The following is a 26,423-nucleotide window of genomic DNA, read 5'->3' as shown; positions in this document are numbered from 1 at the left end:
CAGCCAGGAAATTTATAGGCCAGGTTCATGCGAATGTGCTTTCTGAAAATTTAATAAAGCTAAAATTTATAGGTGTTTTACCAGTTATTTAAAACCTGAAATTTATTTGTCGTATTGCTAAAATAAATTTTTAGACTAATCTAAAATTAAACTTTAGATTCTTATATTTGCCTAGCCATGAAGTATTATGACTTAATCTTAAACTCATGCTACGCTCTGGTTTTGCTCTGAACAGACATCCGGAAAAAGAAAAAATTTAAAATTAGTATAGGACACTCTTGCAGAACAGAAAAGTACCCTATGTATTTTTTAAGTTGATGTAAAGAATAGATTTACAATTTTATATCATGGTTTTACTACAATATATATAGGAATAATGCGGAAGTTTAACCTTGGCTTTTTCTGAACTTTTTTTATTTACCACAAAACTTTCTTTGCCCATGAAATTTACGCTTACCCTGTTTTTTTTACTTTTCCTGATTAGTACTGGCTACGCCCAGAATGGAGTAATTAAAGGGCGCATTATGGCCAACGGGGAACCGTTGTCGTATGCCTCCGTCGGCATTGTAGGCACAAGGTTGGGAGCAACTTCTAATGATAAGGGTTATTACGAAATTAAAAATGTGCCGGCCGGTACCGTAGAAGTAGGCGCTTCGAATGTAGGTTATCAAACTGAAAAAAGTACCATAACCTTAACCGCCGGCGGCATGGCCGTGGTAGATTTTACTTTAAAAGAAATTACCTCGCGCCTGGAGGAAGTAGTAGTAACCGGCGTAACCCGGGCTACTGAAGTCAAAAAAAGTCCTATTCCCATTGCTACTATTTCTAAAAAAGAAATCAACATCAACGTAAATTCCAACATTATCGATGCCATTGTAAAAGGCGTGCCCGGCGTAAGTGCCACCACAACGGGGCCCAATATCTCCAAGCCTTTTATCCGCGGATTAGGTTATAACCGGGTATTAAACATGTACGATGGCATCCGGCAGGAAGGGCAACAATGGGGCGACGAACACGGCACCGAGGTAGATCAATACGGTATTGAACGGGCCGAAGTGGTAAAAGGCCCAGCCAGCCTCACCTATGGCTCCGATGCCTTAGCCGGCGTAATTAACATGATTCCGGCAGTGCCCAAAGGCGTAGATGGAAAATTAAAAGGAGACTTTTTAACCGATGTGCACAGTAACAACGGCTTAATTGGTACCTCCTTGGGCGTTTCGTACAACAAAAGTGGCTGGACGTATTACCTCCGTGGCACGCAAAAACGGGCGCATAATTATCGGAACCGAATAGACGGATTGGTGTATGGCAGTGGTTACCGCGAGTACAATGTTAGCGGCACCGCGCGGGTAGATAAAGCCTGGGGCTTTTCGCAAATATCTGCTACGCTCTACGACAACATGCAGGAAATTCCGGATGGCAGCCGTGATTCGTTGAGCCGGAAGTTTACTAAACCCGTAATGGAAGGCCAGCAGGACGATATTAAAAACCGACCCGTAGTACCAAGCGATGAATTAAAAACCTATAACATTGGGACGCTACACCAGGCCATCCAGCATTACCGGGTTTATACGCACAACCAGTTAATTTTGGGGCAAGGCAACCTCAATGCTTCGTTTGGTTTCCAGCAAAGCCGCCGCCGCGAATATTTGTTCCCGACCCTACCCGATAAAGCCGCTCTGTACTTAGTTTTAAACACCTTAAACTATGATTTTCGGTATAACTTACCAGCCTGGCACGCCATTGAAACCTCGGTTGGTGTAAATGGCATGTGGCAAACCAACCAAAGCAAAGATGCTACCGACTTCCCGATTCCGGATTATACTTTGTTTGATGTGGGAGCTTACGTGTTTACTAAAAAGAGCTTTGGCAAGGTTGATATTTCCGGGGGCATTCGCTACGATACCCGCCATTTAACCTGGAACGACTTTTACACTGGCCTGGATGGAGCTGGTTTTGGTCAGCGGGTGGCAGCAACTACCCCAAACGCTTACCTGCAATTTCCGGAGTTTACGCACCAATACCACGGCGTTTCCGGCAGCATTGGGGCTACTTATAATTTATCGGAGCGCCTGTTGTTTAAAGCTAATTTAGCCCGGGGCTATCGGTCGCCTAACATCAACGAAGTAGGCTCGAATGGGTTAGATCCGGGGGCGCATATCCGGTATCAGGGCAACCGCGATTTTGTGCCGGAGTTTAATTTTCAAAAAGACTTCAGCTTTTTAGCCTATCTGGAAAACCTGGATGTTAGCGTAGAGTTATTTGACAACCGCATCAGCAACTACATTTTTCAGGCGCGCTTAAGCGATGCCCAAGGCCAACCGGTTCTGGATGAGCAAGGCAACCTTACTTACAAATATCAGCAAGCCAAAGCCCAGTTATACGGCGGCGAGTTTACTTTAAATTTTCACCCAAAATCGCTGAAGTGGCTCAACTTTAACAACAGCTTAGCTTATGTAAAAGGCCTTAATAAAAACGATAAACTGATTGAGCAGTACGGCGATGATGCTAAATACTTGCCTTTTATTTTACCTCTGCACTTCCGTTCTGAGCTCCGCGGTACTTTACGCAAATCCGTGGGGCCGTATACCGGCATTTACGCCCGTATAGAATTAGATACTTATGCGCGGCAAGATAAAATTTACGCCGTAGATAATACCGAAACTCCTACTCCGGGTTACTCCCTAATTAACGTGGGCACCGGAACTTCGGTGAAACAAAAATCCGGGCGGGTATTTTGCCAGTTGTTCTTTCAGGTAAATAATTTATTTGATGTGGCGTATCAATCGCATTTAAACCGCTTGAAATACTTTGAATATTACCAGGCATCGCCTAACAACCGGTTTGGCATTTACAACATGGGGCGCAACATTAGTGCTAAAGTCATCATCCCTTTTTAACTTATCATAAACTAAAAATTTTTAAAAATCCCGATGTTAAGCCTTTTAGCATTGGGATTTTCTTTATTCAAAAATTTGTAAATACCGGGTTATCGACTTATCAAAGGCCTGCCGGGCTTCTTGTTTAATTTGGGCTTCAAAGGCACCGTACATCCGCTCGAATGATAAACCCTCTAGGGCCTGTTTAATAGCCAGAATAGCCGGCTTGTTTAGCGGAATCAAGTTGGGGTAAGAATACATGAACGAAACGGATTGGCGGTCCATAACTACCTGAATGGTATCGCCCGAAAAAATTACACCTTTGCCATCGCTTGCCTGCGGATAGTAAAGCACATTTGCCCCCGGAAAATGCCCCCCGCATTGTATAAGTAGCAGATTACCGGGCATTATATGGGTTGATTCATCCCAAAAAATTATCCTGGAGTAACTTTGCATCACCCATTCTTTATCTTGGGCGTGGATATGAACCGGCACCTCACCAAATGTCTGGCTCCAATTAACCAAAGTTGAAAAGTAGTGCGGGTGCGAAATGGCGATAGCGGTAATTCCACCTAGTTCATTAATACGAATGATAGTTTCTTCATCCAGATAGGTAATGCAATCCCAAAGAATGTTGCCTTGGGGAGTTTGAATAAGGTGGGCCCTTTGCCCAATAGCGAACTTAGGATAGGTTTGTATAGAATAAACGTTAGGCTCGACTAACTCTATTTGGTTGCGGTATTTGCCCTGCATTTCTGGTAGCGTAGTCCAGGTCTGTCCTTGCCAGTTTACGTATTGCCGGTCATCGGTACAAATTTTACATTCTGCCGGTGGTTCAGTTTGGACAGCATATTGCACGCCGCAAGTTGTACATATGAAGTTTGTAGCCATAAAAATCTCGGTTTAACTTCGAATATCTGCAAATTTTAAATAATTCAGGCAATTTATTGATATAGGTAGTTCCGGGTAAAAATTAAACTTACCTTTATGAACAAATGTTCATTCATTTGTTAGGTACATGTCCACCAGATTTATCCAAAAGCGGGAAGCTACCATGGAAGTTATTCTGAAGGTAGGTTTAGAATTATTTGCTAACCACGGTTTTCATCCAACCACTATCCGGATGATTGCCGAAAAGGCTGGAATTTCGTTAGGCTTGCTTTATAATTATTATAAAAGCAAAGAAGAAGTGCTGCAAGCTATTTTCCGGAAAACCCTGCAGGAAATACAAACCGGCTTTACTACTTTTAACCAACCAGAGCAGAAAACAACTTTAAAAGCTTTTATCCGGCAGTACTTTCGTAGTGTAAAACTGAACCGGGATTTCTGGAAGCTTTACTACAGCCTACAACTTTCTTCGGTTACTGCTCTGCTCATTAAACAAGATTTAGATACGTTTAGTAACACCATCCAGAGTATGCTGGAGGCATGTTTAGCAGAGGAAGAGATACCTTTCCCAAGTTTGGAAGCCAAGTTAATGTTAGCGTTTTTAGATGGCTTGACTACCCAATTTTTCCTGCAGGAAAAGTATCCCGTTGATGATTTAGTAAATCTCTTATTAATGAAGTACCAGCATTAAGAAAGTACTAAGGTTGCACAACGACAAGCAGTTTTTTTAACGCAACCAAGCATCTATTTAACATAATAAGCAAGATTGGGGAATTTGTAATACTAAATCTGCCGCTTTCTACCCTATTTGGGTTGGCCTTTACTTTAGAGCTAGGAAAACAACCTAAACTGGACGTTCTGGAAAATGAAATTTTTAAAAATTTCATTTTCCAAAATGGTTAAATAAGGCAAGTAGGTTAACCGGCTATTTACTTTGATGTCTATGCTGCAGAACTTGCATCACATCGCTAATTTCCATATCCGAGGCGACTAATAAAACTAATAAATGGTAGAGTAAATCAGCTGCTTCTTCTTTCAGGCGTTCTTTATTACCAGCCACAGCGTCAATTACTGTTTCTACGGCTTCCTCTCCTACTTTTTGGGCAATTTTTTGAATGCCTTTTTCAAAAAGCGAATTGGTGTAAGATTTTTCCTGCGGATTTTGGCGTCGGCTTTGGATAATATCTTCTAAATAATTTAAAAAAGCAGCCGTTGGTTTTGTAGCGGCAACTTCGGCATTTGGATCAGGTGCTGCTTCAAAACAAGTACGGGCTCCGGTATGGCAAACCGGGCCTACGGGATTTACTTTAATGAGTAAAGTATCCTGATCACAATCTACCTGCATGTTTACCACGTGCAGAAAGTTACCGCTGGTTTCGCCTTTGGTCCAGAGCCGGTTTTTAGTCCGGGAAAAGAAGGTAACAATTTTCTCCTGCTGGGTTTTCTCGTAGGCTTCCTGGTTCATGAAACCCAGCATAAGTACTTCCTGGGTTGTGTTGTCCTGAATTACAGCCGGGATTAATCCGCCGGACTTGGCAAAATCTAATAACATAAGCGAATGGGTAATTGCTGGTTGGCTAAATAAGCTTTAAGATCGGGAATGGGCACTTCCCCGAAATGAAAAATACTGGCCGCTAGGGCGGCATCGGCGTTAGCCTGGTTAAAAACATCGGCAAAATGATCCATTTTACCGGCACCCCCGGAGGCAATTACCGGAATAGAAACGCCCCGCGATACATCACCAGTAATATCCAGGGCAAAGCCGTCTTTGGTACCATCGTGACTCATGGACGTTAACAAAATTTCGCCAGCGCCTAAGTCGGTAATTTGTTTGGCCCAATCCAGGGTATAATGTTCGGTTTCCACGGTACCTGCCCGGCTAAAAACCTTCCAGCCAGCCGCCGTAAATTTAGTATCAATAGCCACCGTGATGCACTGGCTCCCGAAACGTTTAGCTAAATCATAGACCAACTGCGGTTCTTTAATGGCCGCGGAGTTAATAGATACTTTGTCGGCACCTTCGTGCAGTAAAACTTCTACGTCGCTAATCGCGGCAATGCCACCGCCTACGGTAAAAGGAATATCAATGTGGCGGGCAATATCCCGCACCAACTGCGCAAAAGTTTTACGCTCTTCGTTGGTAGCGGTAATGTCCAGGAAAACCAATTCGTCGGCTCCTTGGCGGGCGTATTCTGCGGCTAAGGCCACCGGATCGCCGGCATCCCGGATGTTTTCAAAACGGATGCCTTTTACGGTGCGGCCGTTTTTAATGTCCAAGCAGGGAATAATGCGTTTCGTTAACATACAAAGCGGTTTAAATCAGCTAAGGCAATGGTTCCTTCGTAAATGGCTTTGCCAATAATGGCCCCGGAAACGCCGGCGGCTTCCAGTTCATCTAAATCTTTAATGGTGGTAACTCCCCCGCTAGCGATAAAAGCAGTTCCCGGATTAGTTTTTACTAGCTCGGAATAAATGGCCGTAGCCGGGCCTTGCAGTTTACCGTCTTTACTCACATCGGTGCAAATAAAAGTAGTTGCGCCCGAAGCAATATACTGGCCAATAAAATCCTGCAGCGATACGGTAGATTGTTCAGCCCAGGCGTTAATAGAAATAAAATTATCCCGGAAATCAGCGCCAATAATTATTTTTTCTGCTCCGTAAGTAGTAAGCCAATCTTGCACCTTGGCCGCTTCGCGTACGGCAATGCTACCGGCCGTAATTTGGCTGGCCCCAGCATTAAATACTTCCTGTATCGCAGAGTCGGATTGAATGCCGCCGCCAAAATCTATTTTTAAATTTGTTTGATTGGCAATAGCCTCCAGTACAGCTAAATTTTTTGGTTGTTTGGCCCGGGCGCCATCTAAATCTACGAGGTGCAAACGCGTTAAACCGGCTGCTTCAAATTGCTTGGCTACTTCTACCGGATTGTTTGCATACGTTTTTTGCTGGTTAAAATCACCTTCGGTCAGGCGCACGCATTGTCCGTTTATTATATCAATGGCAGGAATAATCTGAATCATAAAGAAAGAAAGTTCTGAATAATACGGGTGCCGGTGGGGCCGCTTTTTTCGGTGTGGAACTGCATGGCGTAAAAGTTTTTGTACTGCACTGCTGCGCTAAACGGTTCCGGGTAGGCGGCGGTGGCAATGGTGTACTCACAAACGGGCAAGTAATAACTGTGCACGAAATACACGTAATCTTGTTCTTTTACCCCTTCGAACAAGGCGCCCTGCAAGTTGTATAAATTGTTCCAACCCATGTGCGGCACCTTTAAGTGATGCTGGAACTTTTTTACGTTAACCGGAATAATATCAAGCATTTCGGTATCGTTTTCCTCGGAATGCCGACACAACAATTGAATGCCTAAACAGATGCCTAAGAACGGCTGCGTCAGTTCCGGAATTACTTTATCTAAGCCGCGGGCTCGTAATTCTTGCATGGCCGAGCTGGCTTCTCCTTCGCCCGGGAAAATAATTTTATCGGCGGCCCGGATGGTTTCGGCATCAGCAGTTAAAGTAGCTTCTACGCCTAATCTTTCGAGCGCAAATTTAACTGATTGCACATTCCCGCCTTTATAATCAATGATGACAACACTCATTACAAAATTCCTTTGGTACTCGGAATCTCCATTTTATTTACGTCGCGGGCCACAGCCATTTTAATGGATTTAGCTACCGCTTTAAAAATTGCTTCTATTTTGTGGTGTTCGTTGGTGCCTTCGGCCTTTACATTTAAGTTACATTTAGCCGCATCGGAGAAAGATTTAAAAAAATGGTAAAACATTTCAGTAGGCATATCCCCTACTTTTTCCCTTTTAAATTCTGCTTCCCAAACTATCCAGGGCCGACCCGAAAAATCTAAAGCTACTTGCGCTAATACATCGTCCATGGGTAATAAATAACCGTAGCGGCTAATGCCCCGTTTATCACCTAAAGCCTGGGCAAAAGCCTCCCCAATGGCAATGGCGGTATCTTCAATGGTATGGTGTTCGTCGATGTGTAAGTCGCCGTTTACGTTAATAAATAAATCTACTCCGGAATGTTTACCTAACTGTTCCAGCATGTGGTCGAAGAAACCTAAACCCGTATGAATTTGCATGGCGCCGGAACCATCCAGATTTAAATCTACTTTAATTTTAGTTTCGTTGGTATTACGGATGATGGAAGCTTTACGGGCCGGGAGCCGTAAAAAAGTGTAAATCTCACTCCAATTCAGCGTGGTTAAAGCCGCAGCTTCATTGATCTGATCCTTGAGGTAAATGGCTTTACAACCCAAATTTTCAGCCATTTTTATATCGGTAACTCTGTCGCCGATAACGTAGGAGTTCTCTAAATCGTAACCTGCACCCAGGTACTTTTGTAGCATGCCTAATCCGGGCTTACGGGTAGGTAAATTTTCGTGTTCAAAGCTTTTATCGATCAGGATATCCGAAAAAGTAATTCCCTCTCCGGCTAAAATCTCCAGCATTTTGTTTTGGTAAGGCCAGAAAGTTTCTTCGGGATAAGAAGCCGTTCCTAGTCCATCCTGGTTGGTTACCATAACCAGTTCATAATCTAGTTCGGCACTGATTTTAGCCAGGTTCTGAATAACTCCCGGAACAAAGGAAAACTTTTCAAAAGAATCTACTTGGTAATCGGTTGGTGGCTCTATCAGGATGGTTCCATCCCGATCAATAAATAAAACTTTTTTCATTAAAAATTTTCTAATGGTACTTATTTAAAAAATTTAAATATCGCAAAACGAGATACTTATGATTATCTAAATTACAATTTAGTTGAACCTACAAATTAAAATATTTTAAAGTTTTAACTAGTTTTTCGTTTTCTTCTTTAGTGCCTACCGATATGCGTAAACAGTTAAAACAACCCGGCTGGGTAGTACGGTTGCGCACCACAATGCCTGCCTCTAACAAGTAATTGTAAATGGTATTAGCATCGGTAACTTCCGCCAAAACAAAATTAGCATCGGAAGGATAAACCTTTTTTACGACTGATAATTTTTTTAAATTTTTAATTAACTCCGCCCGGTTTTCTTTTATTTCCGAAATCATTTGGTGCAAACGGTCGGTGTTTTGCAAGGCTTGCAACGCAATTTCCTGCGTAGCTTCGTTAATGTTGTAGGGCGGCTTTATTTTATTTAAAAAAGAAATAATTTCTTCCGAAGCAAAGGCCATTCCTAAGCGCAAAGCGGCCATGCCCCAGGCTTTAGAAAACGTTTGTAAAACTACCAGGTTCGGGAAATCCGCTAATCGCTTAGTCCAACTTTCTTCCGAGGAAAAGTCAATGTAAGCCTCATCTATAACTACCAGGCCGTTGAACGATTGCAAAATGTATTCAATAATGTCCCGGTTAATCAGGTTACCGCTTGGGTTATTGGGCGAGCAAATAAAAACAATTTTGGTTTCGGAATGAATTTGCCCTTGCAACATATTCCGGTTCAACTGAAAATCAGCATCCAGTTTTACCTGGCGTAATTCCACATCATTCAGGTTGGCCGATACTTCGTACATGCCGTACGTGGGTCCGAAAGCTAAAATCTGATCGTGGCCGGGCTGGCAAACTAAGCGGATTAACAAATCAATGGCCTCATCTGAACCGTTACCCAAAAAGATTTGCTCCGGCCGTACTTCCTTAATTTCGGCAATCCGGGCTTTTAGCGCTTTTTGGTGCGGATCGGGATAACGGTTATAGTGCTGATTCGCCGCCATACTCCCCAGATTATTTTCGTTGGCATCGATAAAAACACTGGCTTCGCCTTTAAATTCATCTCGGGCCGAAGAATAAGGCTTCATGCCCCGAATGTTTGGGCGAACTAAATTACTCAGCTTAAACATGAGCTAAATTTTTTAAACGTATACTTACGGCTTGTTGGTGCGCATCTAACCCTTCGGCAGCCGCCATAATTTCTACTCCTGGACCAATTTGTTGCAATCCTTGCGGGGTAAGATGCTGAAAAGTTATTTTTTTAACAAAAGAATCCAGCGACACGCCGCTGTAAGCCCGGGCGTACCCGTTGGTAGGCAGCGTATGGTTAGTCCCCGAAGCATAATCACCGACCGACTCCGGACTGTAAGGCCCTAAAAACACGGAACCGGCGTTGGTTACTCCTTGCGCCACTTGCGCATAGTTCTCAACCGCTAAAATTAAATGCTCTGGCGCGTACAAATTTGAAAATTCCAGCATTTCGGTGGTGGAGTTCAGGATAATGCCTAAACTATTTTTTAAAGTTTGGGTCACCATCGCCTGCCGCGACAAAGCAGGTACCTGGTTGTTTAAAGCCGCGACTACTTCTTGCAGCTTTTGCTCGGAGGTGGTAAGTAAAACCACTTGCGAATCTACACCGTGCTCGGCTTGCGAAAGTAAATCGGCGGCCACAAATGTGGGGTCTGCTTTTTCATCGGCCATTACTAAAACTTCCGAAGGGCCTGCCGGCATGTCTATGGCTACCCCATATTTAACAGTCATTTGCTTAGCTACGGTCACGTACTGGTTTCCAGGTCCAAAAATTTTAGCTACCGCCGGTACGGTGTTAGTGCCAAAAGTTAAAGCCGCAATTGCCTGACTTCCGCCTATTTTGATAATGGTGTTAATGCCCAGAATAGAGGCGGTATACAAAATAGCCGGATGGATGGTACCGTCTTTAGCGGGAGGCGTACACAAAACTATTTCTTTGCAACCGGCCAGTTTTGCTGGCACGCCTAACATCAGTAGCGTAGAAAATAACGGGGCAGTACCGCCGGGAATGTATAAACCTACTTTTTCAATAGGCACACTTTGGCGCCAGCAAGTTACGCCCGGCATGGTTTCCAGAGGTTGAAAATTCTCATGTTGCGCCTCGTGAAATTTTTTAATATTTTGATAGGCCTGTGCAATGGCTTGTTGCAATTCTGCTGGAATATAATCCTGAGCCGCTTTAATTTCTTCCGGAGAAACTAATAAACCGGTAAGTTCTACCTTATCAAACTGGGCGGTAAATCTTCGTAAAGCGTCGTCGCCGGTAAGCCGAACCTGTTCAAAAACCGATTTAATTTGCGACTCCACTGATTCGTAATCCTGCACCGGCCGCTTTATTAGTTCGGGCCAGGTTTCTTTACCCGGATATGTAACAACTCGTAACATTACAAAATCATTTTCTCAATAGGTACCACCAAAATGCCTTGAGCGCCGGCTTCCCGCAATTTTTCAATAATTTCCCAAAAATCATCTTCGTTAACCACCGAGTGCACAGAACTCCAGCCTTCTTCGGCTAAGGGTAAAATAGAAGGCGCTTTCATGCCGGGTAATAAAGATTTAATGTGCGGAATGGCATCGTTAGGCGCATTAAGTAAAATATACTTGGCTTTTTGTGCTTTCCGGACGGCATCAATCCGGAACAACAACTGATTTAATAGTTGGTGTTTTTCGCTGGTTAAATCCTGATTGGCAATTAAAACAGCCTCGGAGCGGAAAACCGTTTGTACTTCGCGCAAACCATTACTGATTAACGTGCTGCCCGACGAAACAATATCGCAAATGGCATCGGCCAGGCCAATGCTAGGCGCAATTTCTACGGAACCGCTTATAGTATGAATCTGGGCTTTTACCCCCTCGCCGGCTAAATATGTTTGCAGCAAGTTAGGGTAAGAAGTAGCAATGTTTTTACCTTCTAAGGCCGAAATGTCAGTAAAAGCTTCGTTTTTAGGAACAGCAATCGATAAACGGCAACGCGAAAATCCTAATTTTTGTACTTGCAGTTCTTCGCGGCCTTCTTCTACCAACACGTTTTGGCCCACAATACCAATGTCGGCAACACCGTCGGCTACGTAACCCGGTATATCATCGTCCCGCAGGAAAAGAATTTCTAAAGGAAAATTAGTGGCTTCGGTTTTTAACTTTAAAGAAGAATTAATAAAAGAAATACCGCATTCCCGAATGAGATTCAGCGAATCTTCGCTTAATCTTCCCGATTTTTGAATGGCTAATCGAATCATATGTAAATTGTAATCTTCCTGAATAATAAATTTTAAAAAGCTGTTGATAATTAACAGCAAAACAGGAGTTTTCTCCTATCCGGTAATACTCTATATTATTTCCGGATGGAAGGATGGTAATGGTGGAAATGGACAGCAAAAGCAAACGCGGGAAAGCGCATCGGAGAAAAGGGGCTGTTAGGTTGTTTGCTGTTGTTCATCATTAGGTGCTGCAAATGTAAGCCAGAATTTGAATTTTAAAAATTAATTCTAAAATTTTTGTAGTGCTCTATGGTTTCAATTCACCAGCTTTTTTGTAATTTGCCGCTATAATATAGTATTTTAATTATTTAAACTTTAAAGTTGCCAGAATGCAATTGGCAGGTTGGCATAATTTTTACCTTTAATTTTTTATCCTGATTCGGGTTAATTGATCGCTTACTAAAAACACTTAAAAAATTTTTACTAAAATATGCTACGTACTGCGCTGGTATCTTTTTGTTTTAGCCTATTAGTATTCACTCAAACTGTTTATGCCCAATTAAGGCTACCGCAGCCCAGTCCGGCGGCAACCATTGTGCAAACCATTGGGCTTACTGACATTACCGTTAAGTACCATGCGCCTGGTGTTAAAAATCGTGAAATATGGGGCAAATTAGTACCTTATAATGAAGTATGGCGCACGGGAGCCAATGAGGCTACTTTAATTACCTTTCCGGACCCGGTTACTGTTAACGGCGAAAAAGTAGCGGCCGGTACTTACAGCTTGTTTACTTTGCCCGAAGATGCAGATTCCTGGATATTCATCCTGAATAAGAATGTAGGTTTATGGGGCGCTGAAGGTTACGATGCTCAAGAAGATGTAATCCGGGTAAAAGCCGAAAGCAAAGAAGTACCTTTTCAGGAAACATTTCAGTTTGCTTTTTCTAACCTTACCCAAAATTCCGGATTTTTAAATTTTAAATGGGAAAAGAAAGAAGTATCGGTTAAAATAGAAGTTGATACCGATGCCAAAACTTTGGCTTTGTTGCAGGAAGATCTTAAAAATGCCAAACCCGGCGATTGGCAAATTTATGCCCAGGCTACCAGTTATTTAATCGGCAAAAACTCGCAGCATGAACTAGCCTTGGAATGGATAGATAAATCGCTAGCTATGAACGATAATTTTTACAATAACTGGGTAAAAGCGCAATTGTTAGCCCAAAAAGAAGAATACGAAGGGGCAGTAGATTTCTGTAAAAAAGCAATGAAGCTCGGCAAAAAAACGCAGGAAGAATTTAAAAAATATGAACCCGATATGGAGCGCGAGATGAGTCTTTGGAAATTTAAAAGACACGAAAACTTATTTAACTAGTCCGGATAAAAAACAAAAAAGGCTGTAAGAAATTACAGCCTTTTTTGATTGCAGCACACGAGCAAACAGTTTAATCTCAATTAGGGAATTTAAATTTTTATTCTCCTATAGCAGTATTTACCTTCATTCGAATAAATCAATCTGTTTTTGCTAATTTCTAAAATTTTTAAATTTTTAAAATCGGGCGATGAAACGAAGGTTAATAAGCCGGGATGATAAGTAGTTAGGCACCGCGTAAGTTACATTATAGATGTCCTTTACGTAAGAATAAGAAACCACATTGTTAGCTGCAATTAAGTTTAGCACTTCCAGGCTTATCCATAAACTCTCCAGTGGATTTGTTTTAGCCGATTCAATCGTCCGGAAAGACACTAATTTAGAAAACCCAACATCTACGCGCCGGTAAAAAGGCATGTTATATTGATTACGGATAGATTCATTACCTGGCGGGCTGAAAGGCAAACCCGTACCAATAACCCCGTTTAAATAAAGTTTAAGGCTGGGATTATTAGGAATGTGGTCCTGGAAATAAAACCCGAACGTTACCCGCTGATCGGTGGGCCGCCGGATGTAGCCCAATGGTTCTTTTTTTATTAATTTAAAAGTATTCAGGTCGTAAATAGTAGAATCACCGGTGATATCTTCTTTGGTAGACATAATACCTAAACTAAACCATGACTCGGCGCCTTTAATAAAATCGCCGTTTACCCGCATATCCAAACCCACGGCGTAAGCCTTCGCATTATTCCGGGCAAAATAGCGGAGGCGCACATTATCTACTTCGTAGGGTATTACATTACTTAAGCGCTTATAGTAAATTTCAGAAGTCCACTTAAATGGCCGCGACCAGGATCGGAAATAATGCTCCGCGCCGGCTACTACGTGCACTGATTTTTGAGCTTGCAGATTTGTGTTTAATTCACCAGCCTGGTTGCGGAGTTCCCGGTAAAAAGGCGGCTGATAATAATAACCCGCCGCGGCTTTAAAAATCCAGGCGGGTTGATTGGGTAATTTGGCCCTTAGCTGCACCCGCGGACTAATAACGAGTTGCTGGTTCACGGTCCAATAATTAGCCCGTACGCCGTAATTTATGGTGCGCAGCGAATCTATTTGCCAGGTGTGTTGGCCGTAAGCCTGGTGGCGAAAAGAATATAAATTTAAAGAACTAGCCCGCGATTGGTTTAAAGTTATGTAATCTGCCGAGTCGGTTAGCGCATATTCTTTTAGCTGATCGGCAATTTTCTCACGACTGGTTTTAACTCCTAGCTGGATATTATTTTGGCCATTTAGCTGCCAAGTATACCGGTTTTCGAGGGTAAAAACCCGAGCGGCCAGCTTATTGCGGGCATGTTCCAAGTTAGTACCAGCTTCCACGTTCCGGACCATATCATTGCTCGATCTGCCCTGCCCATTAGGTGAAACATCGTAAAACAAATAAGAAGCGGCAATATCGCGTAATTCTCTTTCGTGCGTCAATAAAGCACTGCCAATCAATTCGGTAAAAAAACGGTCTTTAAAGTAATGCTTTAAATTAAAACCTCCTTGGTAAGTTTCGTATTCCATACGTTCGTGCCCACTAAACTGGATGCCTAAGCGCACAATCCGGTCGGTGGTACCAAAAGAAGTTTCGCGGTAGCTGGGCACTACCCGGTATTTATTGCGGGCCACGCTGACTAATATCCCCAAAGTAGTTTTACCTGGTGGATTATTCGCCGTAAAATTCCGGGATAAATCCAGGTTTATGTAAACCTGGGCATCTAAAAAATTGGGCTGGTAGTTACCGGTGGTTTCTAAAGAACGAAATACTAATTGCTGATTTTTATACCGTACTCCCAGCAAATAAGTAGCACGTTGATTTTTAGACGCATTTTCCAGATGAAACTCGCCACCCATTAAGCCACCGGTTACAGAACCTGCCAGTTTACGGGGCTTTTTATATTCGATGTTTAAAACCGAAGAAAGTTTATCGCCCCAGCGGGGCTGCCAGCCGCCAGTCGAAAACTGAATATCTTGTACCAAGTCCGGGTTTACAAAACTTAAGCCTTCTTGTTGGGCATTGCTCACCAGAAAAGGCCGGTAAATTTCAATACCGTTTACGTAAACCAGGTTTTCGTCGTAATTGCCCCCGCGTACCGAATACGTAGAGCTTAGCTCGTTATTGCTTATTACCCCCGGCAGCGTGGCCAACACTTTGTTAAAATCATTAAAAACCGACGGTATTTCTTTGCTGATGCGCGGGCTTAAACGCATAATGCTGCCCGTAGTGTTGTTGTTGGCAGAATTAGTACCCGAAATAATAACCGGCGCCAAATTTTGGGCGCTGGAAACTAAAGCAATTTTTAAATTTATTACAGATTGAGCCGTCTCTTTAATGATAACTTCCTGTTCCTGAAAGCCAATGTACCTAATCAAAATGGAAGCTTCTTTTCCGGATGGGATGGAAAGAGTAAACCGGCCGGCGGCATTCGTGTGGGTTAATTGTTGGGTGTTTTTTAGGCTGACGCTGGCATATTCCAAAGGAATGCCGGCTTCGGTGGTTACCACCCCATTTACCGTAGTGGTTTGCGCAAAAACTAAAACGGGCAAGCATAGGCTAACCAGCCCTAGTACCAGTTTTAGAAACATAAACCGTGGCAATCAGGAATGTAAATTTTTTAAATTTTGAATGGTTTGCGGCGGATCTGTGGCTTGAAAAACAAAAGAACCAGCTACTAAAACATCGGCGCCTTGAGCTAAAAGTAATGGCCCTGTTTCCTCGTTTACGCCCCCATCAATTTCAATAAGCGCGTGGGCATTCCGCGAGTCGATCAGTTGGCGCAACTCGGCAACTTTAGCATAGGTATGCTGAATAAATTTTTGCCCGCCAAAACCTGGATTTACCGACATCACACAAACTACGTCAATATCCTGAATGATATCCGTTAGTAAAGCTACCGGGGTGTGCGGATTTAAAGCTACTCCGGCTTTACAATCTACCGCTTTGATTTGTTCAATAACCCGGTGCAGGTGGGTACAAGCTTCGTAATGCACCGTAATGTTGCTGGCGCCGGCTTTTTTAAATTGCTCAATGTACAACTGCGGTTCCATAATCATTAAGTGTACATCCAATGGTTTGCGGGCGTGTTTGTGCACGGCCTCCAGAACGGGTAAGCCAAAAGAAATATTGGGTACAAAGCGGCCATCCATAATATCGCAATGGATCCAATCGGCCGAACTTTGGTTGAGCATTTCGATTTGGGCTTGCAAATTGGCGAAATCGGCAGCCAGAATTGATGGAGCAATAATAGGTTTCATGCGGCAAATATAGGCGCTTTGTTTAACTACCCGGGCTAAAACAGGTAATAAAACAAATTTATAATTTTAAAAAACGGATGGTTTCGCTGCTATTCGGGCCGGAAATAACGCAATGGTATATACCGGGCGCCATTCCTTTTAGTTCAAACGTGATAAATGTCCGGTCGGATTTTACTTTGCCGTATTGGTAAGAAAACTGGCTTACCTCCTGGCCCACGGCATTATACAAGCGAAACTCGGTGTTTTGGTCGGCTGCGAGCGGCAAAATAATGGTAAAATGGTTCTCATCTACCGGCACGGGGTTAGGGTATAATCTAAATTCTCCGTTTAAGTTACCTTCTAATTGATCGGCTAAAGTTTGTGCCCGTCTATAATGAGGTATGCCAAAACCTAACCGATTATCTGGGTTCGTGGCCTGGCTGCCCGATAATTTTAAATAATCCATTACCTGCACATTGCTAAGTTGCCGGTTCGCTTGCCAGAAACCAGCCGCTAAGCCACAAATAATAGGCGCTGAAAAAGAAGTACCGTTCGCCCGGATTACGTTCCCAGCCGGATTAATGACTGCTGCCAGCAAACCCTGACCCGATAAATCCGGTTTAATTCGGCCATCGTAAGATGGGCCAATGGAACTAAAAACCGCCCGCCGGCCCAAAGAATCCGTTGCCCCAATACTTAAAACTGAATCGGCATCGGCAGGAGCGGTAATGTATTGCCAGGGATCGTTGCCCTCGTTGCCGGCGCTTACTATAACCAACATCCCGGCAGCAGCCGCAAAATCGGCGGCACGCGTACTAATGGCTTTATCGCCGTTGAAATCCTGATAAGTATAACTGGTTTCGCCCTTATCAAATAAATTATAACCCAACGAACTCTGAATTATATCCACCCCGGCGCTATCGGCAAATTCAGCGGCCAACAGCCAGTTAATTTCTTCCAGGCGTTGTTCCCGGCCAACATCTTCGGTTATAAATAACGCATATTCAGCCTTGGGTGCCGTGCCCACAAAAGCGCCCCGTATATTAGCCGCCATTGTGGATAAAACTTGGGTGCCGTGGCTGTCTTTTTCGAAAACGCCGGTATCTTTATCCACAAAATCGAAAGTAGCCTTAATCCTATTATCCCGGAATAGCTGCGCAAAAGCAGGCACCCGGTTAACGCCGGAGAACCCGCCATCAAATACCGCAATGCGCATGCCTTCTCCTCTAAAACCGGCTTGGTGCATTTCGGGAACCCCGATGAGTTTCGCCTGACCATAAGCTTCGCCAAACTCCGATTGATTTTTACCCGATTGAAATTCAATTTTTTTAAAATTTTGAATTTCTACTTGTTTCTGGCCGCTGGTCTGCGGTTTTTTACTGCTCCGGAGCGCTACAGTTTCGCTGGTTCTGATAAATGGCAGCTGTTTAATTTTACGCAAAGTAATTGTATCGCATTGGATTAAAGCCCCGTTGAACCAGCGTGAGGTATACCAAACTTTAGCGCCAGCTTGAGATAATTGAGCCACATAACTAGGCGAAACAGGTAAATCGCGGGTTAAAATAGGTATCTGGTAGCGCTCTCGCCGCTGTATGGCAGTAACAGATAAAAATTGTTGCGGCTGCTGAATGGAGTAAGGCGTATTGGCTTTGTCTTTAAAATAAACAAAATGCTTATAAAGGGCATCGTTACCAGCACCCGATTGGCTCCGGACAGTTAAAGAACATAAAAAAAGAATAAAGATGGTTAGCCCAACGCGCATGTATAACTATTAACTATTTAAGAGAGCCGTGTTCAATTAATTTTTCTGTAATTTTTACTCCGTTTATAATAAACTGATTTCCAATTTCGCATCCATTTTGCCGGTCCGGGTCGGAACAATATTGATAAGCTAATTTTTGCTTTAGTATTCGGCCCACGCCGTAGGCATAAACTTCGTAAAAATCCTGTTCTTCAATGGCATTGCTGTTTTTTATCTGATTTACCTGAACAGTGTTCGCGTAATTTATTCCGTTTACCCGGAAGGGTTGCCCCACCTGAGCAAAAGAGTAATAAGTTACTTCCGCCGGATTATTAACCGACGACTGCGAATTAAAAATATGGGCATTCCACTTTTTGCCTTCTGTTACCGGAAAAATAAAAGAAACTACCCGCCGGTTGTTTTGCATTACCCGCACATCTGTAGCTGATTTATTTACTACAAAAACCGAATCCTGGCCCCAATCTTCCGCACTGGTGCTTCGCCGGGAACGAGTAAACTTGTACGTATCTTCGCCGGTTAAATCCTGGAATACCGTATCAATCTGTTCGCGCACCAGATACGTAACAGAATCGGTTGCTTCGTTTACAAATTGATCTTTATAACGGATTTCGGAAACCTGATAAATCCAGAAATTACCCGCTTGCAAGGGATAATATTTTAAACCCAGCATCTCCGGTTTGAGGTGTTCTTCCTCGGTGCAGCCGAGCAGCAGAAAAAGAACACCACAAAGAAGGAAAAGGCGATTCATTTTTAGAAAAACGGCTTAAACGTTGTAACTGGCTTCAATCCAGCCGCCACCTATTACATCATTACCTTCGTAAAATACGGCAGCCTGGCCCGGAGCAATGGCGTGTACGCCCCTAGTAAATTGTACTTCCATTTTGTCGCCTACCTGCGTGATGATAGATTCCGTGCCTGGGTCGTTGTAACGAACTTTGGTTACCGATGCGGTTGGTTTATCAATCAGATCCGGGTATTTGCTTAAAGTTAACTTGCCAACGCGCATCGCATTTTTGGCTAAATCGTCGTAGTTGCCCAAAATAACCCGATTCTTATCTTTTTCAATTTTAGTAACATAAGCCGGGAAACCTAAAGCAATACCTAAACCTTTGCGTTGCCCAATGGTGTAAAATGGATAGCCTTCGTGCTTACCTACCACAGTACCATCTTCCAACACAAACTCGCCACCGGCTACTTCGGTTTGTAGTTCAGGCACCCGTCTTTTTAAAAATCCCCGGTAGTCGTTGTCCGGTATAAAGCAGATTTCGTAGGATTCCGGTTTTTGGACCAGCTCCAGAAAGCCTCTTTCTACGGCCATTTCCCGGATTTGGGTTTTCCGTAAATTACCCAACGGGAAAATCGTTCGGCTTAAACTTTCTTGCGAAATGCCCCACAAAGCATAGGATTGATCTTTGTTTTCGTCTAAACCTTTAGAAATAACGTAGCGGTTGTTTTCGTTCCGGATGTTCGCGTAGTGGCCCGTGGCAATAAAATCACAACCCAATTTATCGGCCCGACGCAACAACGAATCCCATTTAATGTGGGTGTTGCATAGTACGCAGGGATTAGGGGTACGCCCCGCAATGTACTCATCGGTAAAATGGTTAATCACGTAATCCCCGAACTCTTCCCGGATATCAATAATGTAATGCGGAAACCCCAAAGAAACAGCAATGTTACGGGCATCATTTATCGAATCGAGGCTGCAGCAGCCCGTTTCTTTTTTATTGCCGCCCGCGGAGGCATAATCCCAGGTTTTCATGGTCATGCCTACTACTTCGTATCCTTGCTCGTGCAGCATTACTGCGGCAACCGACGAATCGATACCCCCGCTCATTGCCACTAAAACCCTTCCTAATTTACTCATTATAAAAAGTATGCTTTAAATCGATGTATTAAAATTAAGTTGCAAATATATTAACAACCTTTCAGTAATATAAGTTTAGCATTGGATTTTAGATGTAAAGCAGCCTGTTAAAAGCTAAATACTACTGGTTTATTAAATCTTTTTTAAATAAATCCGTACTGATTAACAAAATACTTACTTAATTTGACTTAAAAAGTAAATTTTAGTTCTGTTAAACAGTAAACCTTTTAAAGTATTTTCCTTTATGGCTTTAATCACCTCGGTAATAGTTAATGGCATTAATAATTTAAGCGACGCCCGTTATTGTGCTGGCATGGGAGTAGATATGATGGGTTTTAACCTAGACGATTCACAGCCGGGTTACGTAAGCGCGCAAGATTTTAAGGATATTGCGGGCTGGGTATCCGGCGTAAAATTAGTAGGAGAATTTACAAAAACGGCCGTAGAGGATATAAATGAGTTAGTAGATGCTTGTGGTTTAGACTACGTGCAGTTGAATAAACAATATTTAATTGACGAAATTCAGCAGATTAAGTGCCCGGTTATTCAGCGTGCCCGTTTTACCAAAGATACCATCGAAAGCGAGTTGGTGGAAGAAATGCACTTGTACAAAGATCACGTAGCTTATTTCATCATTTTCTCCGACGATTATAATACCATCGACGATACCAATATTCGCTTTTTGCAAGATTTAGCCCGCGATTTTAAAGTATTAATTGGCTTTGGCATCGGCAAAGAAAATGTAACCGAAGTTATTCAGCAAATAAACCCGGCAGGTATTGGCTTACGAGGCGGTCAGGAAATTAAACCCGGTTTAAAAGATTATGATACTCTACAAGAGATTTTTGAAGTTCTCGAAGAGGCTTGATTTAGTTGCTAGTTGATGGTCGATAGTCCACAGTCCATAGATGTAGGTATGTAATGTGGTTTACAGAATTAATTTTTAATTTTTTGATTTTAATTCTTCTAATCAGTGGACTATCGACTATCGACCATCAACTAAGTAGTATATTGCAGATACTTTATCGTTTTACCTTCGGCTAAAAAGCGTTTTTCGTAAGTAGTTTGTATCCCTAGGGTATGATGCTGCAAATCAGAAGTATATAAATCAAAACTAAATTTTAAATTTTTAGCTTCCCGCATCTGCAATATTTCTAAGGTATATTCAAATAAATCCAAATCATCGGTTTTAAAATGAATAAGGCTGCCCGGGTTTAGCAAAGACTCATACATGTTTAAATAACGGGCAGACGTTAATCTTTTTTTCTCATCACCTTTCTTGGGCCGCGGGTCCGGGAAGGTAATCCAGATTTCGCTGATTTCTCCTGGTGCAAACTGATCCGGTATTTGCTCGATAAAGTTGCGTAAAAATGCCACGTTTGTTAAGCCTTGCTCCTGGGCTAACCGGCTCCCCTTCCATAACCGGGACCCTTTAATATCTACCCCGATAAAGTTTTTGTTGGGGAATAAATTGGCCATGCCAATGGTGTAATCGCCTTTTCCGCAACCAACTTCCAGAATAATGGGATGATTATTTTTAAAATAGTGGAAATGCCAATTGCCTTTTATTTCTTCAAAAATGGGTTTGCCTGTTTCCAGTACTAAAGCGCTTTCGGCAATTTCTTTAAATTTTGCTAATTTCGATCGGGCCATTCTAATTTATAATTCTTCAATTTCTGCCACCACAAAGGTACTACCGCCAATAAACACAATTTCATCTTCAACTGCATTTTTTTTGGCTATAGCTACCGCTTCCTTTACCGTACTAAAAGATTCCCCTTTTAAGCCAGCTTCTGCCGCCAATTTCACTAATTCATCTACAGGCATAGCTCGTGGAATTTGAGCCTGACAAAAGTAATAATGGTACTGCGGAGGTAAAATTTTTAAAATTTCACTAATATCCTTGTCCTGCACTACACCGAATACGAAATGTACCTGGCGGGTAGGTATAGCATTTAGTTGCTGAATTACCTGCCGGATGCCATCTATATTATGGCCAGTATCGCAAATGGTAAGCGGCTTTTCCTGTAAAATTTGCCAGCGGCCTTTAAAGCCAGTAAGTTTTTGAACTTGAGCTAACCCATTACTTATCGTACTTTCATCTAAAGAAAAGCCAAGAATTTTTAAAAAATCTAATGTCGCTAAAACCCCGGGCAAATTATATTGCTGGTAGTTCCCCATTAAATCGAGCCTTAATTTTTCGAAAATTACCTGATTGTTTGTAGTTACCCGAAAGAATTGATGCTTTAAGTCTTGATTTAAGTAAGTTGTAGTATATTGCTGATCTGCAAATAATAAGGTTGATCGTGATAACTCTGCTTTGTTTTGGAATACGCTGACTACTTCGGGCTGGGTTTTACTTACCACCACCGGTACACCTGGTTTTATGATACCGGCTTTTTCCGCGGCAATAGTGGGTAAATCGTTGCCTAGTAAACTTTGGTGGTCGAGGCTTATATTGGTAATCAGGGAAACCAGCGGGGTAATAATGTTAGTAGAATCTAAACGACCGCCCAAGCCTACTTCAATAATGGCGATATCTACTTTTTCGTCGGCGAAATATTGGAAAGCCAGGGCAACTGTCATTTCAAAAAACGACGGCTTAATTTGCGCGAATAAACCTTGGTGTTTTTCGACGAATGCTACTACGTAATCCTGCGGAACATCTTGGCCGTTAATTTTAATCCGTTCGGTAAAATCTTTTAAATGGGGCGAGGTGTACAAGCCAGTTTTGTAACCGGCTTGTTGCAAAACCGCCGCCAGCATATTACTGGAACTGCCTTTGCCGTTGGTGCCGGCAATGTGTACGGATTTAAAAGTGTGATGCGGATTACCTAAAGCGGCGCTTAAACTTTGAATGTTTTGCAGGCCTTTATTAAAAGCAATATTGCCGATGCGGTGAAACATCGGCAAATGCTGGTACATATAAGAAAGACATTCCGGATAGGTCATGCCCAGAATTTAAATTTTTTAAAAATTTTTATTTAGCGCGGATGATAAACCGGATGGTACCCGTTGCTCCTACACTGGCAGAATTAGTTTTAGGGGTAGTCCGGCTAAAAGTGGTACGGTAAATTTCGTCACGGTATAACTTTTCCAGTTCTTGCGACACGTTCCCACTTAAGCGTCGTACCGATTCTACTTCGCCTTCTTCGTTAATGGTAATTCTAAAAACCAATTCACCGGTTTCGTTAGAAGTATCATTCGGCCGCGGTTCCCGATCGTAACCCCAGCCCGGCATATTTAAAGACCCAGATCCGCTACCGCCGCTGCCCGTTCCTGGCTTGCCGTACAAAGCTTTCGAATTTAAAGAACCATTCGGGTCGCCTTGGTCGCCCACTTTGCCGGGCCGGTCGCCGTTGTTATTGCCGGTGGCGTTGTTGCTGCTACCGGCTGTACCATTACCCGCGCCATTGTTAGCCGCGGATTTTCCCGGATAAAGCGCTTTGGGTTTTTCCTCTACTTTAATTTCTTCTTTGGGTTGCTCTACTACTTTGGGCTGCGGCTTTTCAATTACTTTTACGTTAACCGGGCTTTCTTCATGAGTTGTTAGCAACTTTTCCTCTACTACTGGTTGTTTAACCGGTTCGGGTTTTACTTCGGGTTGGGCTACCTGGGCTGGGCGGCTTGGTGCCGGCCGGCTATCTTCTTTATTTTCCGATTCGTTGGCCGGAGCCGTAGTTTGCACATCGCCATAGCCTTCGGCATCTACTCCGTAATTTAGCACAATGCCATCGCCGCCCGATAATGGCGGCTGGGGTTCCCGCAAAATAATAAAGAAAAACAGCGTCAGTAACCCGGCATGAAAAAGCAGGGTTACCAACAAACCGTATTTTTTATAATTTTCTTCTTCTTCTACGACCATGCTCATCTCAAGCTTTCGGCGTTTGAGTCGCCATAATCATCTTAATTTTTAATTTATTACCTACCTCCAGTATATCTACTAAGGTTTGTACGTTTAAGGTTGCATCTACCCGCAACACTACGGTAGGTTCATCTATCCCGGCTACTACAGCGCCCAATTCCTGTTCCAGGTTTTCGGGTGAAATCTGATTTTTATTAATAAAGTATTCGCCTTTATCGTTCACCGATAAGTTTATTTGCTGCTTGGCAACGGCTTTGCCGCTGTTGGCGCTAGGCAGTAATAATTTAATTACGTTGGGGTTAACCATCGTAGAAACAATTAAGAAAAACAACATCAAAAAAAACATGATGTCGTTCATCGAACCGGTTTCTACGTGCGATGTTACCCTTCTACGGCCGCGTAATTGCATGTTTAGTTCTCCTGTAATAAGTCGGTAAATTCAATAGCGTTGTTTTCCATTTTAAACACTACCCGATCTACCATTAAACTTAAATAATGATACCCTACGTGCGCAATAATACCCACAATTAAGCCGGCCGCCGAGGTTACCATTTTCGTGTATAAACCACCCGAAATCTGGGCAATTCCAAAATCGCCGGAAGCCGAGATGGCATAAAATATTTTAATTACCCCAATAATGGTTCCGATAAAACCCAACATGGGGGCAATACCGGCAATAATCCCTAAAATGCTGATGTTTTTTTCCAGCTTAGTTACCTCTAGTTTACCCACATTTTCGATGGCAGTTTCAATATCTTTTAAGGGTTGACCAATGCGTTTAATCCCTTTTTCTATCATGCGGGCAATGGGCGTGCGGGTTTGGCTGCACAGCATTAAGGCTCCCTGCAAATCGTGGCGCAGAATTAACCCTTTTACCTGGTTCATGAATGAGTCCGGATTCTGCGAGGCCCGTTTTATGGCGATGTACCGCTCCGCCATAATGTAAATCGAAATAAGCGATAGAATTAAGATGGGAATCATTACCCATCCGCCTTTAAATAGCAGTTCGATTAGTGATAAATCAGGATCCGAAGTGGAAGCCGCAGCGGCTACATTGTTTAAAGAATCGGGAGCAGTGGTGGTAATTTGTAAAAGAAAAGAATTCATGTTAACGTTTAAGTATCCAGATTGTATTTCCGTATTTATTTTTTAATTCCGGTAAGTTTTGTAAAGCCTGTTCCCGCGTTTTATATTCAGCTATGGCAATACGGTATAATTTACCATCTCCGGCTGGGGCTAAAACTTGGCCGGGTCTACCTTTCTTCGCCAGTATTTGCCGGTTCCGCTCTGCTCCTTCGTAGGTAGAATACCCGTTTACAATAACGTAAAAACGCTCTGCGCTTGGTTTAATTGTAGTGCTTTTACCAGAAGAAGCATTTTCGCCAGTTGCTGCTTTATTGGTGGCGGTTACTTCTTTATCATGGGTTACATGTAGAGCACCCGCTGCCGTTTTGGTGTTCGTCGATTCGGGATTAATCCGGGTTTTACCGGCGGATAATGCCGCATTAATTTCTTCGGCAGAGAAGTTCCGTTTTATCTCTTTCTTTTCTGTGCTGGGGGTTGGTTTGGTTCGCACCACGGCAGGCGAACCTGCCACTGGTTTTGGTGTAGCCGGTTTAGCTGGATTTGTTTTAACCGGATTAGCTTTAGCCGAAATCAACACTGCTTCGCCGGGGGCAATGGTTAACTTTTTAGGATTAGCAACATTAAAACTTTTTTTGCCGGCTTCTGCTTCTTTACCGGAAAAAGAACTTTCGGAAGTTACCTCATCCGCTGCGCTCTCATTTTTTAAATTTTTATCTAAATCCGCTGATGTAATCAAGATGCTACTATCGGCCGCCAGGTCACCAATCTCCTCTGCTTCCAATTCATCCAAGGGCTGAACTTCCACAGTAACCTGGTTCTTTGCAATTGGGTTATCAGCTCTTTCGGGGTTTACTGTCGCAAAGCCTTCGGCGCTATCTGATTGAAAAAGAGTTATGGGGTTAATGGCGCTTACATTATAATCGGTTTGTACCGAAAGCAAGTACAAGCCCGTAACCACTACCCCGCCAATAACCAAAGCAGTGGCGGCGCGGTAATACCGGCGTATGGTGTTCCGAAAACCTTTTTGGGCAGGTTCTTTCTGGTCTTTTAGCAGGGTACGCAAGATTACCGGCTCTGAAGCAATTACCGGTTTAGATAACAGCTCGGGTAAGCCAAAAGAATCCTGAAGAAAATTTTCGTTTTCGATGTATTCAAAAACTACTTTGCTTTCTTCGTTTAACCGGAAAATGCCAATACCTTTTAAATCAAAGCGTTTATTGTAATTCAACTCCCGCTGCAATTCCTGCACAAACTGAGAAACTTGTTGCTGTGCTTCGTCAGGGCTTAGTTTTTGATCGTAAGCTAGCGTGCTAATAAGCAGGCCATCGTTAATTTTAAGTTTTTCGTTAAAAGCCACGCGCTTGGCCGGTGGCGAAAACGTATGCCGCACCGGATGAATTTTAGCCGGTTCATAATGCGTAATCAGCCCCCCAAAATCGGGCATAATCACGCAATCATGCTCAAACAATAATTTTCGAATATGTTCTAATACCATAATTCA

Annotated in this window: 24 protein-coding genes; 4 read left to right on the top strand and 20 right to left on the bottom strand. The window is 42.9% G+C overall.

Annotated elements, in window-relative coordinates:
* Window positions 1-440: 440 nt before the first annotated feature.
* Complete coding sequence (locus HUW51_RS21040) at window positions 441-2,900, top strand: TonB-dependent receptor (protein ID WP_185271573.1); 2,460 nt, start codon at window positions 441-443, stop codon at window positions 2,898-2,900.
* 63 nt (window positions 2,901-2,963) lie between these two features.
* Here HUW51_RS21040 and HUW51_RS21035 read toward each other — a convergent pair whose 3' ends face one another.
* Window positions 2,964-3,770 carry an MBL fold metallo-hydrolase gene (locus tag HUW51_RS21035; RefSeq protein WP_185271572.1) on the bottom strand — a complete coding sequence of 269 codons (807 nt, stop codon included), beginning with the start codon at window positions 3,768-3,770 and terminating at the stop codon, window positions 2,964-2,966.
* A gap of 127 nt (window positions 3,771-3,897) precedes the next feature.
* Between HUW51_RS21035 and HUW51_RS21030 the strand changes: the two genes are divergently transcribed.
* The gene (locus HUW51_RS21030) at window positions 3,898-4,458 is read left to right on the top strand and encodes a TetR/AcrR family transcriptional regulator (RefSeq protein WP_185271571.1); all 561 of its coding nucleotides are present in this window, start codon (window positions 3,898-3,900) and stop codon (window positions 4,456-4,458) included.
* A 234-nt stretch (window positions 4,459-4,692) separates the two neighbouring features.
* On the opposite strand, the gene hisIE is transcribed toward HUW51_RS21030, so the two are convergent.
* The 8 genes from hisIE to hisG form a co-directional block, all read right to left on the bottom strand.
* Window positions 4,693-5,319 (bottom strand): bifunctional phosphoribosyl-AMP cyclohydrolase/phosphoribosyl-ATP diphosphatase HisIE, encoded by a 627-nt coding sequence (gene hisIE, locus HUW51_RS21025; RefSeq protein WP_185271570.1) that lies wholly within the window; start codon window positions 5,317-5,319, stop codon window positions 4,693-4,695.
* Window positions 5,310-6,071 (bottom strand): imidazole glycerol phosphate synthase subunit HisF, encoded by a 762-nt coding sequence (gene hisF / locus HUW51_RS21020; protein ID WP_185271569.1) that lies wholly within the window; start codon window positions 6,069-6,071, stop codon window positions 5,310-5,312. The genes hisIE and hisF overlap by 10 nt, the downstream gene beginning before the upstream one ends.
* Window positions 6,065-6,787, bottom strand: a complete 723-nt coding sequence (hisA, locus tag HUW51_RS21015; protein WP_185271568.1) for a 1-(5-phosphoribosyl)-5-[(5-phosphoribosylamino)methylideneamino]imidazole-4-carboxamide isomerase — start codon at window positions 6,785-6,787, stop codon at window positions 6,065-6,067. Before hisA ends, hisF begins: the two co-directional genes overlap by 7 nt.
* Entirely contained in the window at window positions 6,784-7,365 is a 582-nt protein-coding gene (gene hisH / locus HUW51_RS21010) for an imidazole glycerol phosphate synthase subunit HisH (protein WP_185271567.1), read from the bottom strand. The genes hisA and hisH overlap by 4 nt, the downstream gene beginning before the upstream one ends.
* Window positions 7,365-8,459, bottom strand: a complete 1,095-nt coding sequence (gene hisB, locus HUW51_RS21005) for a bifunctional histidinol-phosphatase/imidazoleglycerol-phosphate dehydratase HisB (protein WP_185271566.1) — start codon at window positions 8,457-8,459, stop codon at window positions 7,365-7,367. The genes hisH and hisB overlap by 1 nt, the downstream gene beginning before the upstream one ends.
* A gap of 88 nt (window positions 8,460-8,547) precedes the next feature.
* Window positions 8,548-9,600 (bottom strand): histidinol-phosphate transaminase, encoded by a 1,053-nt coding sequence (hisC, locus tag HUW51_RS21000; protein WP_185271565.1) that lies wholly within the window; start codon window positions 9,598-9,600, stop codon window positions 8,548-8,550.
* The gene (gene hisD / locus HUW51_RS20995; RefSeq protein ID WP_185271564.1) at window positions 9,593-10,885 is read right to left on the bottom strand and encodes a histidinol dehydrogenase; all 1,293 of its coding nucleotides are present in this window, start codon (window positions 10,883-10,885) and stop codon (window positions 9,593-9,595) included. The genes hisC and hisD overlap by 8 nt, the downstream gene beginning before the upstream one ends.
* Window positions 10,885-11,736 carry an ATP phosphoribosyltransferase gene (gene hisG, locus HUW51_RS20990; RefSeq protein ID WP_185271563.1) on the bottom strand — a complete coding sequence of 284 codons (852 nt, stop codon included), beginning with the start codon at window positions 11,734-11,736 and terminating at the stop codon, window positions 10,885-10,887. Before hisG ends, hisD begins: the two co-directional genes overlap by 1 nt.
* A 451-nt stretch (window positions 11,737-12,187) precedes the next feature.
* On the opposite strand from hisG, the gene HUW51_RS20985 reads away from it, so the two are divergent.
* Window positions 12,188-13,069, top strand: a complete 882-nt coding sequence (locus HUW51_RS20985; RefSeq protein WP_185271562.1) for a DUF2911 domain-containing protein — start codon at window positions 12,188-12,190, stop codon at window positions 13,067-13,069.
* Between the two features lie 174 nt (window positions 13,070-13,243).
* Here the strand turns inward: HUW51_RS20985 and HUW51_RS20980 are convergent, their stop codons facing one another.
* The 5 genes from HUW51_RS20980 to mnmA are packed head-to-tail and all read right to left on the bottom strand — an operon-like array spanning window position 13,244 to window position 19,971.
* Window positions 13,244-15,655, bottom strand: coding sequence for a TonB-dependent receptor (locus tag HUW51_RS20980; RefSeq protein WP_185271561.1), 2,412 nt, complete (start codon window positions 15,653-15,655; stop codon window positions 13,244-13,246).
* Window positions 15,656-15,706: 51 nt separating this feature from the next.
* Complete coding sequence (rpe, locus tag HUW51_RS20975) at window positions 15,707-16,363, bottom strand: ribulose-phosphate 3-epimerase (RefSeq protein WP_185271560.1); 657 nt, start codon at window positions 16,361-16,363, stop codon at window positions 15,707-15,709.
* Window positions 16,364-16,421: 58 nt separating this feature from the next.
* Window positions 16,422-18,104, bottom strand: a complete 1,683-nt coding sequence (locus HUW51_RS20970) for a S8 family serine peptidase (RefSeq protein ID WP_185271559.1) — start codon at window positions 18,102-18,104, stop codon at window positions 16,422-16,424.
* Between the two features lie 13 nt (window positions 18,105-18,117).
* Window positions 18,118-18,852 (bottom strand): hypothetical protein, encoded by a 735-nt coding sequence (locus HUW51_RS20965; RefSeq protein WP_185271558.1) that lies wholly within the window; start codon window positions 18,850-18,852, stop codon window positions 18,118-18,120.
* 15 nt (window positions 18,853-18,867) lie between these two features.
* On the bottom strand, window positions 18,868-19,971 hold the full coding sequence (gene mnmA, locus HUW51_RS20960; RefSeq protein ID WP_185271557.1) for a tRNA 2-thiouridine(34) synthase MnmA: 1,104 nt from the start codon (window positions 19,969-19,971) through the stop codon (window positions 18,868-18,870).
* A gap of 244 nt (window positions 19,972-20,215) precedes the next feature.
* Between mnmA and trpF the strand changes: the two genes are divergently transcribed.
* On the top strand, window positions 20,216-20,839 hold the full coding sequence (gene trpF, locus HUW51_RS20955) for a phosphoribosylanthranilate isomerase (protein ID WP_185271556.1): 624 nt from the start codon (window positions 20,216-20,218) through the stop codon (window positions 20,837-20,839).
* Window positions 20,840-20,970: 131 nt separating this feature from the next.
* Here trpF and trmB read toward each other — a convergent pair whose 3' ends face one another.
* The 6 genes from trmB to HUW51_RS20925 are packed head-to-tail and all read right to left on the bottom strand — an operon-like array spanning window position 20,971 to window position 26,417.
* Window positions 20,971-21,624: a tRNA (guanosine(46)-N7)-methyltransferase TrmB gene (trmB, locus tag HUW51_RS20950; protein ID WP_185271555.1), complete on the bottom strand. Its 654-nt coding sequence runs from the start codon at window positions 21,622-21,624 to the stop codon at window positions 20,971-20,973.
* Window positions 21,625-21,630: 6 nt separating this feature from the next.
* Window positions 21,631-22,923 (bottom strand): bifunctional folylpolyglutamate synthase/dihydrofolate synthase, encoded by a 1,293-nt coding sequence (locus tag HUW51_RS20945; protein WP_185271554.1) that lies wholly within the window; start codon window positions 22,921-22,923, stop codon window positions 21,631-21,633.
* 28 nt (window positions 22,924-22,951) lie between these two features.
* Window positions 22,952-23,842: a hypothetical protein gene (locus HUW51_RS20940; RefSeq protein ID WP_185271553.1), complete on the bottom strand. Its 891-nt coding sequence runs from the start codon at window positions 23,840-23,842 to the stop codon at window positions 22,952-22,954.
* A gap of 1 nt (window position 23,843) precedes the next feature.
* Complete coding sequence (locus HUW51_RS20935) at window positions 23,844-24,245, bottom strand: ExbD/TolR family protein (RefSeq protein ID WP_185271552.1); 402 nt, start codon at window positions 24,243-24,245, stop codon at window positions 23,844-23,846.
* Between the two features lie 2 nt (window positions 24,246-24,247).
* Window positions 24,248-24,943 carry a MotA/TolQ/ExbB proton channel family protein gene (locus tag HUW51_RS20930; RefSeq protein WP_185271551.1) on the bottom strand — a complete coding sequence of 232 codons (696 nt, stop codon included), beginning with the start codon at window positions 24,941-24,943 and terminating at the stop codon, window positions 24,248-24,250.
* A gap of 1 nt (window position 24,944) precedes the next feature.
* Window positions 24,945-26,417: an HU domain-containing protein gene (locus HUW51_RS20925; protein WP_185271550.1), complete on the bottom strand. Its 1,473-nt coding sequence runs from the start codon at window positions 26,415-26,417 to the stop codon at window positions 24,945-24,947.
* Window positions 26,418-26,423 lie beyond the last annotated feature (6 nt).

It is taken from the genome of Adhaeribacter swui, from assembly GCF_014217805.1.
Taxonomy (GTDB): Bacteria; Bacteroidota; Bacteroidia; order Cytophagales; family Hymenobacteraceae; genus Adhaeribacter; species Adhaeribacter swui.
Note: the sequence above shows the minus strand (reverse complement) of the source record. Positions and strands in the feature narration are given on the sequence as shown.